Here is a 16871-nt window from a genome sequence, read left to right as displayed (position 1 = left end):
CCTTGATTCGTGTATTATCTAATGCTCGAAGTGATTCCGTAGCATTTGCCCGAGAATGGGTCCGCTACTGCAACAATCTTCCTTACCTCGCTCAACGTCACGAACGATATTCCCGCATCGCCGGACACGTTCGGCACGGCGATGGCCCACGGACCGGAACGAGAAAAACAATTCAATTTTGCTGTGCGGCAAGCGTTGGTCGCGGTCGCGTTGCACGGCTTCCTGAGTGACGGCCTCGCAAGCTCCGGCGATCGTCCTCGCGGACAATTGCCGTGCCGGCGGCCGGTGTCTGCTCCCGCAGTACGGTGGATTCACAGAACGCTGTCATCCACGACTTTACTTTCCAACAATCTATCTGCATTTCGAAGGATTTGGCTGCACGCGGCCATTCATTGTCATCCGCTTGACGAGCGCGTCGTCGGTGCAGCTCTGGAATGTTACCGGGGCGGTTTGGAGGTTTCGGTCATCCCGTACGCGAACGTCACGTCGCGGAAATTGCATCTGCGACACGACGCGCTTCATTGTCTCGACCGGGCATAGTTCGAAGCCCAGCGGGCCATGAGGCACCGTCGGAAATCCCGCCCCAACCACGGCGACATCGTGTCGCAAATAGATGTTTTTTGGTCGCGATTATGATTCATATTCACAATTTGTTTTAGGGTGATTCTGAATGTGTCATAAAGATATGCATGCCGCGGCCATATTTATATCATTTGATGCCGTCGCCGTATCAGGCATCACAGTTGAGGCGTCAAAAATGGCCAAAATTCTTGCGCGGAATCAGATCAAGTCTTATCTCGACCTGGGTTACGATATAAAGGTCGATAAAGGAAAATTCGGTAAGCCTTACGACTACGAAAAGGAGATTTATAGGGGTATATTCGATCTGGTTCGTATTGACGATATCGATTCTATTCCCCACTACAGCGTTGATTTCCTAACGCACTCGCACAATGTTCTGATGGGCCGAGTTCCACCGGCTTCTTCCAAAGAGCAGGAAGAACTCCTGCTTGCAATAAGCGACTCTTCTCTGCGACTGGCACATCGAATCCTTCAGCTATGGGAAGAGCTGAGCATCAGTTATGTGATTGTCGAGAATGGTACGCTTCCGGAAAATATTATCTATACCAAGGCGCTGTATATGGCGATTGAAGATTACGGGGAACGTTATTGTTTAGAGAATTTCGTCGTCTGGCGCGATCACGATCTAATGTGGAACAGTGAAAAAAATGCGATGAAATACGGCGCAGCGCCTTATCCTCATGCCATTAAGCCTGTTAAATCCAAGTATATAACATACGTCACACTCAATAACCACCTGAAAAATAAATTAGAAGAGTGGTGTGATTACGAAGTGAACGTCAAGGTTAAAAAAAATACCTATAATTTCACCGGACACGGTAAACATACTAATATCAGGGAGAATTTCTTTATCCGCGATAGCGACATTTTGATCGCCCGCACCACTCGCATTATTCCGCAAAAGCGTTTAGACCGCGATGTTTATCTGGTCCATCGACTAAACCAGCTTTTCAGTCGGAACGATATCGACCGGAAAGTTTTTTTGGTTGTGTCAGGCGATCCCAATGAAAACCATCCTTACCATCATGAACTGAATGCATTAGCCAAAAAATTAGATGTTGAGACATTTATCAAATTTATTGGTCCGCTTCGGCACAAATACATGCCTTCACTGGAAGAGGCCACTACTATCGAGGATTTATATTACTCCTGCGATCTGGTCTCTTTTCTTACTTCGTGGGATTACGACAGCTACGGGAATCCTGTTGGAGAAGCGATTAGCAACCACCGCTGCTACATCACTACCAGCTATGAATATTATTGGGAAGTCTATGGTCAGTATGGATTTGAAGCGCCGGTTCTGAAGATATCACAAGAGCGGGATGGCTTGCCTGATGAGGTATTTGTTAGGGACGTGTATCTGCTGCTCAATAATAAGCAGTTAATGAATGACGTTGCCCGGAGGAATTTTTCTATTGGCAAGCGGTTACTTTCTGATAACGCAAGTTGCATCCTAGACTTGAATTGCTCTGCAGGAAAAATGCGCGATACAGTTTTTGTATCAGTTGTGCTGCCAGTTTATAACGAAAGCGAACGAATCTGCGAGGTATTGCGTTCCCTATTTCACCAAAAAACACATGACAGCTTGATTACTCACGACGGCTATGAACTGATTTTTGTGGACAATAATTCGACGGACGACTCCGTCGAAAAAATTAACACTTTCAAAGCTCAAAACCCATCCATGGATATTTATACTCTTCATGAGCCCATTCAGGGCGTCTCGTCCGCCAGAAAACGCGGCATGGATTACGCTTCTGTGCGTTCAAAAGTGCGTGACAGCCGTCTTGGAGTTCAGAAAAAACACTATCTTGTTTCCGCCGATGCGGACTGCACCGTAGACTCTTACTGGTTGCACGCGCTGATCAAAAAAATGGTGGAGGCAAATGGGGATATTGGCACCTGCAATTACTACTACAACGAAGAAGCATTCCTCGATCGCCCCAACCTTTTCCGGGAAATCCAAAAAACCCTGCGCTGCCGTGATGTGTCGTTTTCGCTCTTCGGCGGCTTTCCGGACGGCAAAGGTTTTGCCGTTGAGCGTACTCTGTACGACAAAGTGGGAGGTATCGAAATTTTCTACCAGCTGAACAATGGTCGCTTTGTAGAACACCTCTCCGACGACTGGGACTTTGGGATCCGGGTAATCGCGGGGGGTGGCAAGCCGGTTTACGCCCGGGATTCACGTGTGGAAATTAACAGCCGTCGCGTAGATACCATCATAGAGGAAGTGATCAGCGGTACTGCCTATGGACAGGACGGCATCATCATTATGAAAGACGTACGTCCGGATGAGGAAAAGCAACGGCCAACGCTGTACGACACGACTCCCGCACAGTCACAGCAGGCCTGGTGCTACTCCATTAAAGACTACGTTCCCAAAAACATTGTGTTGCCCGCGCTGCTCAACCCGCAGATTTTGCTGGAGGACGTCGCCGTGCGTGAATTTTTTACCAGGCCAGTGGCTGACCGTCTATATCAGCGCATCCATGAAATTAAGCACGATTCAAGAATTATCGACTTCAAACGGATCCATGCTTACAAAACCCCGGCCTATCGGCTCTATTTCGAGTTCCGTGATGAAATTTTCAGTGCCATGCGCCGCGCCGTTGGTGACGATATCGGTTTTCCGCCGCCGTTGCCGGAGTGTTTCGATGTGGTGAAACCGGAAGATTTCGAGCGTTTTGTCTACTATTTCTGTGAAGATCGTGAGTCCGGCGAAGCGCATAACTACTTCGCTAACGGCGGGGTATTCTGATGAATAGCGAAACCCTGAATTCACTAAACGATATCGATACGAATTATCCGGTTCCGCGAGTACATGATTTTCTCTCCCGCCCGGAGAACTTCGCATTTCTGGAGTATGTCGTTAAAGATCCGTTCGGTTGCCACGTTTTCCCTGGCGATATCTGTGGTTATCCACTCGCCGCTTTCCTTGATGACATGGAGCGTGATATCAAACAGGCAAACCAGATTCATCTTTGGTCATATATCCCCACCTGCCGCTACCGCTGTCATTTCTGCCAGTACCCGACGCTTATCCTGAATCCACAGGCCACTTCCTCACAGGCAGTGTTCCGGGATCTGGTGGATTACAACATCAAAGAGGCCACTATGTGGCTTCAGAACGTTCCGTGTCTCGCACAGGCCGAAGTCGGCGAATTCAACATTTTCGGCGGTACGCCATCGCTGCTTCCTGAGCCTGAGTTGCGGCGTCTGATGGATTTTTATCAGGGCCATTTTAACCTTTCTGTTGCTACCATGCGCTTTGAAGGCGAGCCGGGTACCCTGACCAAACAATACCTGCGACTGTTAAAAGAGTTGGGCTTTACCAAAATCAGCTTCGGTGCCCAAGCTTTCAACGACCGCATTATCTCAGCCTGCGGACGTATGCACTCCGCCGAACAGTGCCTGGATGCAATTTTTAACGCGCGCGAAATCGGCTTCGACTGGGTCAACGTCGACCTTATCTACGGCATGCTCGGCCAGAACGTGGACGATGTGAAATATGACATCGAGAAAACCCTCGAACTGGAACTTTCTCACGTGGTCTGCACCAAGCTACACATGGAAAACTTTCTGAAAAAGCGTACCAGTGTTTCCGGAGAGCGAGAAAGTCTGTGGCAGAAAAAAGGGCTTATTAACATTCGTAACATGAACTTCCCGGGGCTGGGTAAGCAGTATCAGATGCGCGATCTAATCGAACAGTACCTCTCGTCCGGATATGTCGAACATCCGACTACGTACTTTCACCAGAACCATCTGCATCCGGAGAAATGGAAAGGGCTAGTGACCGACCTCGATAAGCAGTACCCGGAAGTGGCGATCGGTCTCGGCGGCAGCTCGAAATGTGCCCGGGCCGAGGCCATCAACGTCACCGGCTACAGAAAATACAAGGCAGCTCTGGATGAAAACCGTCTGCCCATTGAGGAAAGCCGAGGAGTCTCCCCACTTCAGCGCGAAGTGAACGCTTTCAAAATGGCTCTCTCCACACTGGTTCCGGTGAATGACAACGTGTTCGGGCGGCGTTTTGATGGCAGAAGCTTCTTCGACAATCCGATTATCCGCTCCACGCTCAGAACGCTGGTTGATAAAGCGCTGGTCATAATCGATAGCGATGTGGTAACCCTTACCCCCAACGGAGTTACGCTAGTCGAAGCCGTGATTAACACCCAATTCGTGACACCCGAAGTCTGAAGGGCGCACTGGGATCGCCACTGTGGTACGGGACACTGCCTACACCAAGGTTGATGAATCGGTCCTGCGCCGGAACTTACGCGGCGATCGGTATTTCCAGGCACCGTGCGGATACTCGCTGCAATTTGTCAAACGCGTTGGCCGGGTTTTGCGCAAGCACGCAGAATTCAACGTCTCGCGCTGTGTGATCTAACCCGGCAAGCTATGTCCACTGTATTCGGAATGCCCCCTCTTCGGTAAAGATACTTTTATCGGTACCAGGTGGTCCCGGCAATCGGACGCGCAATTATCCGGGAGATCGGCCACCACATCGAAGCGCCTGTAGCCGCAAAGCCCGAACAGGCCGTCCGCAGCGGGCGAGCTCCGCCTTCCAATACCACAGTGTATTGATCTGTGTCAGTCCTTCTTGGCGTGCGCCTGGTAACATTTCGATTGTACCGGTCGCGCTGCGGCACTATCGATCACGCCGACAAGGACTGCATTCACCGTTTGGTTCAGGCAGTCTGTACCTGACCATTCCCATGGAGCATGTCATGCCGGACTCACTTTCTGTATGGCACACCGAGCACGTTAGTTTTGCCCGGCTACTCGATGTTCTCGAAGAACAGGTAGCTGTGCTCCATCGGGGCGAGAGTCCGAATTACGGACTTATGAACGACATCCTTTACTACATGCAGAATTTTTCGGATCGTGTTCATCATCCGCGCGAGGATGTCGCGTACGCTCGGCTTGCCAAACGCGATCCCGGGATTCAAGTCGTCGTGAACCGAGTTCTGCAGGAGCATCGCGTGATTGCCGCGGCCGGCGATGAACTCCTGCATCGCATCAATGAAGCCGCTGGAGATGTCATCGTCTCCCGCACGGCTCTGGAGGCGGCCACGGCTACGTACCTTGTGTACTATCGTCACCACCTTTCTACTGAGGAGCGAGATTTGATGCCTCGCGCCGCGCAGGCGTTGACGGAAGAGGACTGGGCAGCGGTCGATGCCGTCGTTTCTGCTAGCCCCGATCCGTGTTTCGGAGAAAAGGTGCTTGAGCGTTTCGAGGCGCTTCGCAAACAGATCGCAGTAGATGCGCGGATGCAATGCACATGAGCCGGCCGCGGGTCGCTCCCTGCGCAACTAGTACTGCAGGCAACCGGTCAATGGCTCTCCTTTCGCACATTCTGCCGTCGTGGGACGGTCACGCATACGTGATGGCCGATCGATGATCGGCGGGAGCATTCTGACATGAAAGCCGTCGCGAAGGCTTGACGAATGATTCGGCTGCCGAAGATCGAGAGTCGAGACGAGACCTCGTCGCCCGACATCACTTGCCGCACACGATATTGTTACGTGCGGCGGGCTGGAAACGTTGCAATGCTGACTTGGGTCGCAAACCCAGCGAGCCGGGCACGGACCAGTAACCCCTAATGCTCGAGTGTAGTCGTGCAGAAGTCAAATGCACCGGCACCCAACTCCGTCGGAATCGCAAAGACGATTGCCTCCATTGACACGAAATGCGAGACGGTATATCTCTGTCGCAGTTCCACGGAATAACCCCTCGCGTTCCTGCACGCTCGCCTGCGCAGTCAAGAGCTTGAAAGCATTCCAGCCATTGTTGTAAGGATACGAGCCTTTGTCGACTGGGAAATTGCTTTCGAACATACAACGGTCTGCGCCGAAGGCCTCGATACACGTGTACATCCACGGTTTCCATGTCTCGGCGAGTTGAGCAGATGAAGGCGGCCGCTCGCCTCTCTCAAAGTGAAACGCGTTGATGCGCATGCCCAGGCCACCAACCTTCACATACACATTGGGCAACCGCGCCAGTTCGCGCATCGAGCGTGACCATGCGTCGAACACTTCCTTGGGTCTGCGTAGCTGGCGATGCGCACGACACCGCCACAATGGTTAATGATGAACGGGATGTCGGGATAAGTCTTCGCCAGATCTAACAGCTCGGGTAATTGAGGGAAGAAAAGCCACGCATCATACGAGAGACCCAGTGCCCCGAGTTGCGCAACGCCCGCGCGGTAGTCCGGATCGAGTAGCAGTCCGTGCGGCGCGGCCGACAATGGATTCACGAGCGTTGCGTCCGGGTCCCACGTAACAAGGTGTCGCACGCCCCGCAAGCGACCACCGCCCGCCTGAAGCTCCGCTTCAAGAACCTCGCGTACCTCGGCACCACGACGAAGGTCCGCGTATCCTACAATGCCCTTCGCGACCTGCGGCTTGCCCCTCTGCAACCGGTCCATCACCTGAGTCACATATTCGATTTCGCCAACCGGGCGCAATTGGTCGGGGCCGGATTTCCGGTAACGTGTCAGTGCTTGCATGTACACCGACGCGGTGATGTTGTGCCCTGAGTTCGCATCCTCGAGATATTCATCGAGCAGGTACGTCCATCCCGCGCGCTCATAGAGATGATGATGTGCGAGGAGCCTTAAAGCCTCTGTGACACAAGGCACAACGTTCCGTACACCAAGCATACACTCTTCGCTACGCGCACACGTCGACCATCCGCGCTATCAGACCTAGGTGGATTGAGACCGAACCTGCAGAAGCTCCATGGTCTGCTCTATGAACAGAGAGCCACGCAACTGAACAAAATCAAAAAATGGTTAGCTCGATTGTTGGCCAGAAAACCCCTGATCACGCCGATGATCGTCGCGTGCGCCATGTTCATGGAATGGGTCGACGAGAACGTCATCGTCACGGCTCTGCCGACGATGGCACACGATTTCGGGCGCGATGCGGTGACGTTAAAAGTAGCAGTAACGAGTTACGCCGTTGGGCTTGGCGCGTTTATACCTGTTTGTGGCTGGCTCGCTGACCGCTTCGGTGCGCGCACGGTGTTTCGCTTAGCGATCGGCATCTTCCTAGTCGGCTCTCTCCTCTGCGCAGCGACAAAGTCCCTCATCACCTTCGCGCTCGCACGCTTCGTGCAAGGCGTCGGAGGCGCGATGATGGTGCCGGTGGGTCGGATCATCATTTTTCGCGTTGTGCAGAGGGCCGATATCATACGCGCGATGAACTATCTCAGCGTTCCCGCGATGCTCGGCCTTGCCGCGGGCCCGCTACTCGGGGGCCTTGTTACAACCTATTCGCATTGGCGCCTAGTTTTCCTTGTCAACGGATGAAACTGGGTCGTAAAGGTGGTTCGCGTATTGCAACGAGCCCGATGAAATCCTGTCACGGGCGGCGCTGCAAAGATTCGGACGCCCCCCGCAGAATGCTCGCGACACTCAACTTATCCCTGCATTCCGCGGCATCCATCTACCCGACGATCAATCCGTGCCGGATCGCGTACCGGATCACCTCGGCATTATTGGAAAGCCCGAGCTTCTGCATCAGTCGCATCTTGTGTGTACTGATCGTTTTCGCGCTGAGCGCGCACGCGTCGGCGATTTCGTTGATGCTCCTGCCCGCCGCGAGCATCTGCAGCACCTGAAATTCGCGGTCCGACAGCACTTCGTGCGGCGGCACGTCGCCGCGATGTGTTTCGAAGACCATTGCATCGACGAGTTACCGATCGATGAAGCGGCCTCCGTCCGCGAGCTTGCGGATCGCCGCGAGCAGCACGTCCGGGTCGCTGTCCTTGGTCAGATAGCCCGTCGCGCCCGCGCGCAATGCGCGCGACGCCACCTGCGCCTCGTCGTGAATGCTCAGCACGAGTACGGGTAGCGAAGGCTGCTCTGCCCGTACTCGACGGATCAGATCGACGCCGCTGATGCCGCGCATCGTCATGTCGAGCAGGAGCAGATCGACGACGCAACTGCGCAGCTTGTCGACCACTTCTGCCCCTTGCGCCGCTTCCGCCACGACGACGATATCGCTTGTGGTTGCGACGATCTGCCTAAGTCCGCCACGGACGATCGCATGATCGTCTGCAATGAGTATCCTGATCATGTTCGAGGTCCGCCATCGAGCGGGATGTGAATCGAAACCGTGGTGCCCGCGCCCGGCGCGCTGCCGATCGAAAGCGATCCGCCGATCAGCCGCGCGCGCTCGTTCATGCCGAGCAGGCCATATGAATAGTCGCGCCTCACCACCTGCTGGTCGAAGCCGCGCCCGTCGTCGCGCACATGAAGTTCGAGCTTCTCCGCCGTCGAGATCAACGTCACATCGACGCGCGTCGCGTCGGCATGCCGCGTGACGTTCGTCAGGGACGCCTGCACGATGCGGAACACAGCCGTCGCGTGCGCGTCCGACAGCGCGGGCTCGCCACCGACGATGTGCAACTCACAAGGAATCGCATTGCGGCGGTTGAACTCGTCGACGAGCCATTCGAGCGCCGACACGATGCCGAAATTGAGTGCGGCCGGCCGCAAATGACTCGCGACGTTGCGCACCATCCAGATCGTGCCTTCGACCAGCTCGCGCATATCGTCGGTTTTTTTCATTGCTTCCGGGTCTTGCGTGAGACGCATCTTGAGCAGCGACACGTCCATCTTGAGCGCAGTCAGCAACTGGCCAAGTTCATCGTGAATCTCCATCGCGATGCGCTTTCTCTCCTCTTCGCGGATCGCCTCCATGTACGCGGACAGCTCGCGCTGCTGCTCGCGCGATTCGACGAGTTCCTGTTCCATCTGCTTGCGCCCCGTGATGTCGTTCAGGCCGACATAAATCGCGAGCGAATCGTCGTAGGTTGCGACACGCGCCGTCGCCATCGCCCAGAACTGCGTGCCGTCGGGACGCCGGAACTGCACCTCCACATTTCGCAGGCTGCCCTCCGTCCTCAGATACTGGATCAGATGTTCGCGCTCGCCTGGATCGGCGTAGAAATATGTCATATTGGCCGACATGCCTTCGTCCATGCCAAAGAGCGCGCGCAGCGGCTCGTTCGTATACAGGATGCGCCCCGCCGGCATCGACGTGATGCACAACGGCACCGGACTCGTTTCGACGATCGCGCGAAAGCGCGCCTCGCTTGCATGCAGGCGCGCGTCCGCGCGCCGACGCTCGTCGATCTGCGCCTGCAGGTTCGCGTTGGCACGCGCCAGCTCTTCGGTGCGCGACGCGACGCGCCGTTCGAGATCGTCGCGCGCCTGCGATAGCGCGGCCTCCGTTTCCTTGCGCACGGCCACTTCGGCGAGCAGTTGCCGGTTCTGGGCGAGAAGCTGCTTGTGCATCGCGCGCAGCTCGAGATGCACACCGACGCGCGCCAGCGTCTCGTCGACGCGCAACGGCTTGGTCACGTAATCGACGCCGCCCGCCGAAAAGCCCTCGACGCGATCCTCGTTGCCCGTCAGCGAGGTCATGAAGATCACGGCGATATCGCGCGTGCGTTCATCGCGCTTCAGACGGCGACACGTCTCGAAGCCGTCGATACCCGGCATCTTCACGTCGAGCAAAATCAGGTCGGGCTGCGAGAAAGCCGCGCGCTCCAGCGCTTCGATACCGTCGAGCGCCACCAGCACGCGAATGCCGCGCGCTTCGAGACTGTCTACGACCACGCCGAGATTCGCGGGCGTATCGTCGACGATCAGGACGGTGTCCGTATGTGCAGCCGAAGCGGCGAGATGGCTCATGTTGCAGTGTCCCCCTCCAGGTGCCGCTCAACGAGCTGCAGGATCGCCTTCGACTGGTACGCGCGCGCCAGTTGATGCAGCCGCGCGGCGAACGCCGCATGCGCCGGATCGCTTGCCCGCGATGTGCTCCGCCCACTGAATGATGCCGCGCATGTTGCTGTCGCGCGCAAGCTGATGAAATTCCGAGGATCCGCGCATAACCAAGGATGCAGTTAAGCGGCATGCTTCGCGCTCGATGGACGCCTCGCGCTCGTCGAGATACGCACGATGCAGGCGCATACCCATCCCGTCGAATGCCGACGCCACGCGGTCGATCTCATCCGCCTCGCGCGGCGGCTCGTGAAAATCGCAATCGTTGACAGTGCGCGCGATCGCCGCGAGATGCCGCTTGACGAGCCGCCACAGGATATAGAACGTGAAGAGCGCGACCAGAAACGTATTCACGCCCTGGCTCACGAGGATCACGAGCGCGGTGTGCACAAGCTCGTGATAGAGAATGGCGAGCGTCGCCTACACATACAAGGTGTCGATGGGTTGCACCTTGTCCTGCACGCGGTACAGGATCGGAAACTCCCGCGCGACCGTCATCTGCTCGCCCACGGCCACGACCATCGCTGTGCCGGCCGATGGCAACTCGCGCACTTGGGCGGCGCGAATATCCGCGAGGCGAAGCATGCCTTCCAGTTCCAGCTTCACTTGCGGCTGATCGAGCTGCCATAGCGCTTCGCCGAGACTGTCGCGATAGCTGCGGTCGATATCGACGAGACGGTTCTGAATCTGCGCGATGCCGCGCTCGTAGTCGCGATAAAGCTGCACCGCCGTCAGGATCAGCGTGATCGCGCAGCTAAAGACGAGCACCGTACCGAGCAGCCGCAGCACCACACTGCGCCGCACGTAACGGAGCCCGCTCCACCATGCGTCGAACCTGTCGAGAACCATATCTTCCCGTAAGTGCCGCCTTTGTGTGTGTCCTATTCTGCACTCGATGCCAAAGCCCGGTCTACCGCGCCCCACCCGGGTTTCAAACGTCCGATGAAACAACGCGCTCCCGCCGCAGCGATTGTGCCCTGCCCGCATGTCTTTGCGCGTTTATGACCGCGGTGTCCTTTTGTTATTCCGGCACCTCGCCCACCGCCATCATCCGGACCGTGCGCGCCGGACGTTCTACCAGTTCGTCGATCAGATCGGCCATTTCGCACAGCGCCTGAAAGCCGTACGCGTCGAGCTGGTCCGCGTGATGGCGCCGCAAATCTCGCATCGTTTCACCCAGCCGCCGCAGAGCGCCCGGCGCACTGTCGGTCAACGGCCAGCAATGCAACAGATACGCGAGCGGCGTCACACTGCCCGTCTCGCACCAGGTGTCAAAAAGCCGCAGACAGAGCGAATCGACCTGCTCGACAACGTTCTCCCGCTCGGACAAATAGGCCATCATGATGCATCGGTTTGACATCGCGTTTTGATGGCTCATCATCTCCGATCAGAAACTATGCCGCAGTCAGCGCACGCGCAAAGACGGTCGTGTGACATCCTGATTCCCGCGTCGGAAAACCCTGACGGCTGAAATCAGCGCTTCCTGAGACGACATTCCGCCGCCGCCGATTGGGCGCGCGCGCCGATCCCCCATAGCATCGATTCATCGTGCATCGCGGGGAAAGTCATGGCGGGTAACAGATCGCTGCGCTCTCAGGTCGAAAAACTGGTCGGCTCGACGCGAGGCCGGACAGCGCGTGTGCGCCTGCTGGAACGCTCGCGCTCCGGTGGAACGTGTCGCGTGTGCATTCAGATCGACCGGCCGACTGGCTCGTTCTCCCTCTTCTTCTTTCGCCATGCCGACGGCACGTGGCACGTGTTTCCGCCGGACAGGCGCCGACCGGAGATGGGGATAGGCCGCAAGGCAGCCTGATCGTTCTGCAAGCCAAGGAGATGTACATGCACGACGACGCCTCGAATGCATTGCCGCAATATGTGATCGAACTGCGCGCGTGGCTCAGCGACTGGTACGACCATGCGTTCAATGTGGGCTACATCCGGCCGCCCTTCACACTCGACGAAGCGATTGCGGACCGCCTCGAGGGGTACTTCAAGGCGGGCCTGGCGCCAGCAGAAGGCGCGATGGCGTTCTTCGGCTCCGTGCATTGAAAGGCAATCGATCAGGTTCGAAGAGTTCGATGCCCGTCTGTCGCGCCTGCTGGGCTTGATGCCCGCAGGGCCGAGTAACGCCCTGTGTTCAACAACAAGGCGCGCAGCGTGCACGCTTTGCCGATATCCTTGACGTGCTCGATCCATTTTCGACCTACGAAGCCTTTGCCTTCTTCCAATAGGGACTCCAGCTAGAAATGCGAGCACTGATTGGCCGAGGATGTACTGCAATTCTTTGGCATCGCGTTCGACCAGAAGGTTGCGAGCGTCGGCCGCCTGCACATCCTCAGACGCTTCTCGCCCCTTCCAATATTTTCAGCCACGGAAGCCGTGCCGCATGACAATGCGACGACCCTGCTCACCGTCTATCAAGGCCCGCGCCAACATGCCTTCAACATTTCGTCGTGTCCCCGCCCGCTGCGGAGAACGTATTCAAGTTGTTCCAAGGAATCGAGGGACACCGGCCCATCTCTCTCGACAATCTGCAAGCATCGTTGCCGACGTGTCGTACCGCCTGGCCCGGAGTGTCGCCATGCACGCACATCGTCGTCTGCGTCCCAGCAGGCTCCTGATTCGGCGCTGGGGACCACTTCGGCGCTCATGTCATGTTGCTCTGCACGGGACCGCCCCCAAGCCGAAGATGCATTCCGCAAGTGAATCATGGTGCCTACGACGCCGTGCTCGTCACCGATCGCGCGTTCGTCGGTGCAATCACGCTTGCGACCCGTATGCGTTCGCTACCGCCATCCTGCAGATCGCAAAGAACAGGCGGTCGATATCGCCTGCACCAAGGATCATTACCATTGACGAGATTTCTTGCAATCACGGTAGCTGCTGCGCGCGGTCTTTGCGTGTTCGGGGCAGATTCTCCTTCTCCTGCGCGTCATCGCCGTTCGGCCGGGAAGCCCATGGCGCCACCTGCCAGTGTGCTTCGTCCGGTAACAGACCGCGTTTACGTTTTTCCCGATTGCGACGGTGTCTGGCAGCGGGTTGCGCAGCCATTGGCTGGCGAAACGAAAGTCGAACACATCCTGATCGCCTCGACCATTGGGCGTGCACACCAACGTTCGCCTTGCCAATCATCTTTGTCGTTCTCGCTCGTCTATTTCTTCGGCCAAAGTAAAACAGGAGAATGATCTGATACCAACTGCCCAATTAGGCTCGGCGTAAATAAGCTGCAATCAAAATTAGGGCCACCGGATGGATTGTTCAGCTGTCCAGCAATCCCATAGTCTAGATTGTGGCCGCTTGTTCTATGGGTGGGCCGATCCTCATACTGGAAAGTCACGTTTCTATATTCTTGCGGATAGCTTCTCCGAAGGAGGTCGCGCAATTGATTGGGCTCGCGATTAAAATCACCGGCAATCAACCATTGGTCCGATATCTGATTTTGATTAAAATACTCCCAAACTCGAGCAACGATCGCTCCGGAATCCGTTCCGCCGTTTGCCAAGGCATGAATCCCGAAATAATAGTCAGATCCGAGTCTGATTCCCAGTATTGGCCTTGCTCCACTCCAAGCCCGCGGTCTAAGCAAGATTACTTGATCAGCCTTTTCTTTGCTGAGAATAGCCAGATTTACTCGATTGGCACCAGTATCGACTCGCGAAAAATACACGTAGTAATCGATTGGCCTTCGTGAGGTACCCAAATTCCAGACATATTCGTTTATAGGAGCGACAACCAGATCCGGGTTCACTAATCGGCCTTCCAATGGAAGTGGCGGATTAGTCGTAATTGATGCAGGTAGTGTTCCAGCCTCCTGTATCATCATAACATCAATGTGCCTTGAAACGGGTATCGGTCCGTCATCCCGATTTCCAAGTAGCACCGTACGAATATTTGAATTCCATTTACTCTCCGTGCTTGCGCTGGAGCCTTGGAGATTCCAAGTCACTACGCGACGATCGTTGACTGCCGTCCACGCATTACCAGGAAAATAGATTATCAGAAGAATAAAAACTGCCAAAACTCTCATCGGTACACCTTTTTTTTCACAAATACAATTCAATGGAGTTACACAACCGAGTATCAGGCGCCGTGCAGGTAGATAAAATCCCATGCCACGCCTAAACCGAAACGACATATCGATCTGAATCGTAGCGATTCAATGGATATCTTGTACTGCGTGCCCATCGCGAGCGCCACGGCGAACTGCCGAGGCGAGCCGCTCACGTTCGGGCGTGATGGCGCACAGGCGTGTTCGTCCACACGAGCACGGGAGAATGCCCGGACGGAGCAGCACTTGGGCAGGGTAACGCAATTGCCCTCGATCAGCTTGAGCGCCGTAGGCTTGGACTTTCTTCCTCGGACCGGCATAATGACGCTACCTGATGTTGATGAACTTATTCGTCTGCAACGAGACGCGCCAGCCGTAGCGGTGCGCCGCCTTCATGCAGATGCCCGTGGCGCGGGACGACAGACTCAACGGCTGCAACCAGATCGGGGTGCCGCGCGCGCGTTGGATCGGGTCAAGTCTCTCGAGCACGATATCAATGTCGCGCTGCTTGCCGACCGGATACTTGATCTCGTTGGCGCGCTCCAGCGCCTCATCGAGCACCGGGCGTCCACTTGGCATTCCGTACTTCGGGCTCGTGGTGACGAAGGTGCTGGGCGTGACGAGCGGCACGTAAGTGCCCGAGGTTTCGACCTGGACACGGTGATGCCACGCTTGGAGCTTCGCGATCAGCGGGCGCAGGTCGTACATGCACGGTTCGCCGCCCGTGATGACTACGTGCTCAGCGTCTGCCGCCCGCACAATGTTCGCGAGCGTCGGCACGTCACACCACGCATAGCTGTCGCACGGCCGCCCCGTTTTCTCGCCCATCGCCCCGACACTGATTTCGCGCTCTGGCATCACCTGCCACGTGTGCTTGCTGTCACACCACGCGCAGCCCACCGGACACCCTTGCAGACGGACGAACACTGAAGGTGTGCCCGTGAAGTTGCCTTCGCCCTGTAACGACTCAAAAATCTCGTTGACGGGATAGCTGCCAACGGGTGGCACAGCTACCGACGGTACGTCACAGTGCATTTGCGTGTCTCCTAAGTCAGAAGTTCCCCCAACCGCACGTCGGTGGCTTCCAGCACTTCGAGTGCCGAGCACGGTCACCAGCCACCGCGCCATGCTCTTGGCGGTTGGATTGAGCGGGACACCCTGACCATCGACGTATCCATGCCGCGCACGTAGATAGAAAGGGGCGTCGTTCCACAGCAACATGCGGTGATCCTAGTAGTCCTTGAAATAGCAACGTCTTGCCTTCATGCCCACAACCATGCACATGGGGCAAATCAAGTTCGACGACACAGATCGAATAGTTATCCCCAGTTCTATTCGCTTGTGATTTAGGTAATCGTCATCGTAATGGGCTTAATCATCCTGATTCCACTATCGCGACACAGTCAGTTGATGCCGATTTGCCGCTTCGCCGCAAACTTGAGAAGGGGGAAGTGCCTTTGATTCTCTAACATCGCGCTCCGTCAGATGTCGAGAGACGGTCTGGCGTAGTACTGCTCGTCGGTAACCGGTTTTAGCCAATCGACACGTTTGCTGTCATGCTCCTTCTGGAGCGCAATCAGCCTCACGGAGGTCCATGGTGACGCACCGTGCCAATGCTTTCGGTTCGGCGCAATGCAGATCATATCTCCAGCATGCATCGCCACAATCGGTCAGCCTTCACACTGCATCCACCCGCATCCCGCTGTCACGAACAATCGTTGGCCTAACGGGTGAATATGCCAGTGTGTTCGGGCACGGGGCTCAAATGACACTATCGTGCATGACAATCCGGCCGGCAATGGCACACCGCGTGGGAGACGGAAATGTATTGTACCGGTACCCATATCAGCGAGGCTACGTGTCGACGGTGGCGGGTTCGGTCGATCACAATGCATGTTCTTCAACTCCTTTGTTATCAGCCAGGAACGCCGATCTAGGCTTCGCGCGGTCGCGTCTTGAGCAGATATTCGAGAACTCCATACACCGTTAGTTGTCCGGCGGCGCTTTCGATCGAGCCAGCGAATCCGGTCCTTAAGGTTGACATCCCATTCGCCGCTGGCTGACATCATCGTCGACGCGGTTGAACAACGAGTTGTCGCGTGCTGTCGAGTTCTCATTGTCCGGAGCGTGCCCGTGCAAACAGCTTTCTTGCATGTTTCGCGCCATGCATGCATTCTACACAGCGCTTTCACTTCTATTTATCCCACTGCATTAGTTGTGTACACATCGAATATCGTCAATGTCATCTTTTCGACAAAGCATCCACGATCGTGTAACAAAAGCACTCAGATCGCCTTTTGTTGGGACGACATGAGCTTTCGCCTGCGATAGACAGAGATATGACGTTGGGATTGTTCGGTGAACGCACCTCTCGACCAGTCTCCCATCGCTCCGCTAGTTCCAAGCCGGCGCATTCGGCCATGGTATCAAGTTCTTGGTGAT

The 16871-nt window shown here is 55.9% G+C and carries 12 protein-coding genes and 4 pseudogenes; 8 read left to right on the top strand and 8 right to left on the bottom strand.

Features of this window, described 5'->3' with window-relative positions:
• Window positions 1-670: 670 nt before the first annotated feature.
• The 3 genes from BPHY_RS38025 to BPHY_RS41080 all read left to right on the top strand — a co-directional run bounded on the left by BPHY_RS38025 (window position 671) and on the right by BPHY_RS41080 (window position 5873).
• Window positions 671-3340, top strand: a complete 2670-nt coding sequence (locus tag BPHY_RS38025; RefSeq protein WP_012406735.1) for a glycosyltransferase — start codon at window positions 671-673, stop codon at window positions 3338-3340.
• A complete protein-coding gene (locus tag BPHY_RS38020; protein WP_012406734.1) occupies window positions 3340-4779 on the top strand; it encodes a radical SAM protein in 1440 nt (479 codons plus the stop codon). The genes BPHY_RS38025 and BPHY_RS38020 overlap by 1 nt, the downstream gene beginning before the upstream one ends.
• Before the next feature lie 533 nt (window positions 4780-5312).
• Window positions 5313-5873 (top strand): hemerythrin domain-containing protein, encoded by a 561-nt coding sequence (locus BPHY_RS41080; protein ID WP_012406733.1) that lies wholly within the window; start codon window positions 5313-5315, stop codon window positions 5871-5873.
• Between the two features lie 342 nt (window positions 5874-6215).
• On the opposite strand, the pseudogene BPHY_RS38010 reads toward BPHY_RS41080, so the two are convergent.
• Window positions 6216-7195, bottom strand: a pseudogene (locus tag BPHY_RS38010) (amidohydrolase family protein); the annotation flags it as partial.
• A gap of 225 nt (window positions 7196-7420) precedes the next feature.
• Here BPHY_RS38010 and BPHY_RS38005 point away from each other — a divergent pair.
• Window positions 7421-7894, top strand: a pseudogene (locus BPHY_RS38005) (MFS transporter); the annotation flags it as partial.
• Between the two features lie 142 nt (window positions 7895-8036).
• Here BPHY_RS38005 and BPHY_RS38000 read toward each other — a convergent pair.
• From BPHY_RS38000 to BPHY_RS37985, 5 genes and pseudogenes are all read right to left on the bottom strand, one after another.
• Window positions 8037-8669: pseudogene (locus BPHY_RS38000) on the bottom strand (response regulator).
• Window positions 8666-10291, bottom strand: a complete 1626-nt coding sequence (locus BPHY_RS37995) for a response regulator (RefSeq protein ID WP_012406732.1) — start codon at window positions 10289-10291, stop codon at window positions 8666-8668. The pseudogene BPHY_RS38000 and the gene BPHY_RS37995 overlap by 4 nt, the downstream one beginning before the upstream one ends.
• Window positions 10292-10318: 27 nt before the next feature.
• Window positions 10319-10771: a hypothetical protein gene (locus BPHY_RS43790; RefSeq protein WP_233445379.1), complete on the bottom strand. Its 453-nt coding sequence runs from the start codon at window positions 10769-10771 to the stop codon at window positions 10319-10321.
• A gap of 30 nt (window positions 10772-10801) precedes the next feature.
• Entirely contained in the window at window positions 10802-11230 is a 429-nt protein-coding gene (locus tag BPHY_RS43785) for a hypothetical protein (RefSeq protein ID WP_233445380.1), read from the bottom strand.
• 172 nt (window positions 11231-11402) lie between these two features.
• The gene (locus tag BPHY_RS37985) at window positions 11403-11723 is read right to left on the bottom strand and encodes a hypothetical protein (protein WP_041766775.1); all 321 of its coding nucleotides are present in this window, start codon (window positions 11721-11723) and stop codon (window positions 11403-11405) included.
• Window positions 11724-11948: 225 nt separating this feature from the next.
• On the opposite strand from BPHY_RS37985, the gene BPHY_RS43780 reads away from it, so the two are divergent.
• From BPHY_RS43780 to BPHY_RS44420, 4 genes and pseudogenes are all read left to right on the top strand, one after another.
• On the top strand, window positions 11949-12194 hold the full coding sequence (locus BPHY_RS43780) for a hypothetical protein (RefSeq protein ID WP_012406730.1): 246 nt from the start codon (window positions 11949-11951) through the stop codon (window positions 12192-12194).
• Window positions 12195-12220: 26 nt separating this feature from the next.
• Window positions 12221-12430, top strand: a complete 210-nt coding sequence (locus BPHY_RS37975; protein WP_041766770.1) for a hypothetical protein — start codon at window positions 12221-12223, stop codon at window positions 12428-12430.
• Window positions 12431-12640: 210 nt separating this feature from the next.
• Window positions 12641-13087 carry a nitrogenase-stabilizing/protective protein NifW gene (locus tag BPHY_RS41075; RefSeq protein ID WP_233445381.1) on the top strand — a complete coding sequence of 149 codons (447 nt, stop codon included), beginning with the start codon at window positions 12641-12643 and terminating at the stop codon, window positions 13085-13087.
• Between the two features lie 237 nt (window positions 13088-13324).
• Window positions 13325-13500 (top strand): annotated as a pseudogene (locus BPHY_RS44420) (IS5/IS1182 family transposase); the annotation flags it as partial.
• Between the two features lie 32 nt (window positions 13501-13532).
• Here the strand turns inward: BPHY_RS44420 and BPHY_RS41070 are convergent.
• The gene (locus BPHY_RS41070) at window positions 13533-14492 is read right to left on the bottom strand and encodes a cytolethal distending toxin subunit B family protein (RefSeq protein ID WP_233445382.1); all 960 of its coding nucleotides are present in this window, start codon (window positions 14490-14492) and stop codon (window positions 13533-13535) included.
• 264 nt (window positions 14493-14756) lie between these two features.
• Window positions 14757-15650 carry a 7-carboxy-7-deazaguanine synthase QueE gene (gene queE, locus BPHY_RS37970; RefSeq protein ID WP_233445383.1) on the bottom strand — a complete coding sequence of 298 codons (894 nt, stop codon included), beginning with the start codon at window positions 15648-15650 and terminating at the stop codon, window positions 14757-14759.
• Window positions 15651-16871: the final 1221 nt, after the last annotated feature.

This window comes from Paraburkholderia phymatum STM815, from assembly GCF_000020045.1.
GTDB lineage: Bacteria > Pseudomonadota > Gammaproteobacteria > Burkholderiales > Burkholderiaceae > Paraburkholderia > Paraburkholderia phymatum.
Note: the sequence above shows the minus strand (reverse complement) of the source record. Positions and strands in the feature narration are given on the sequence as shown.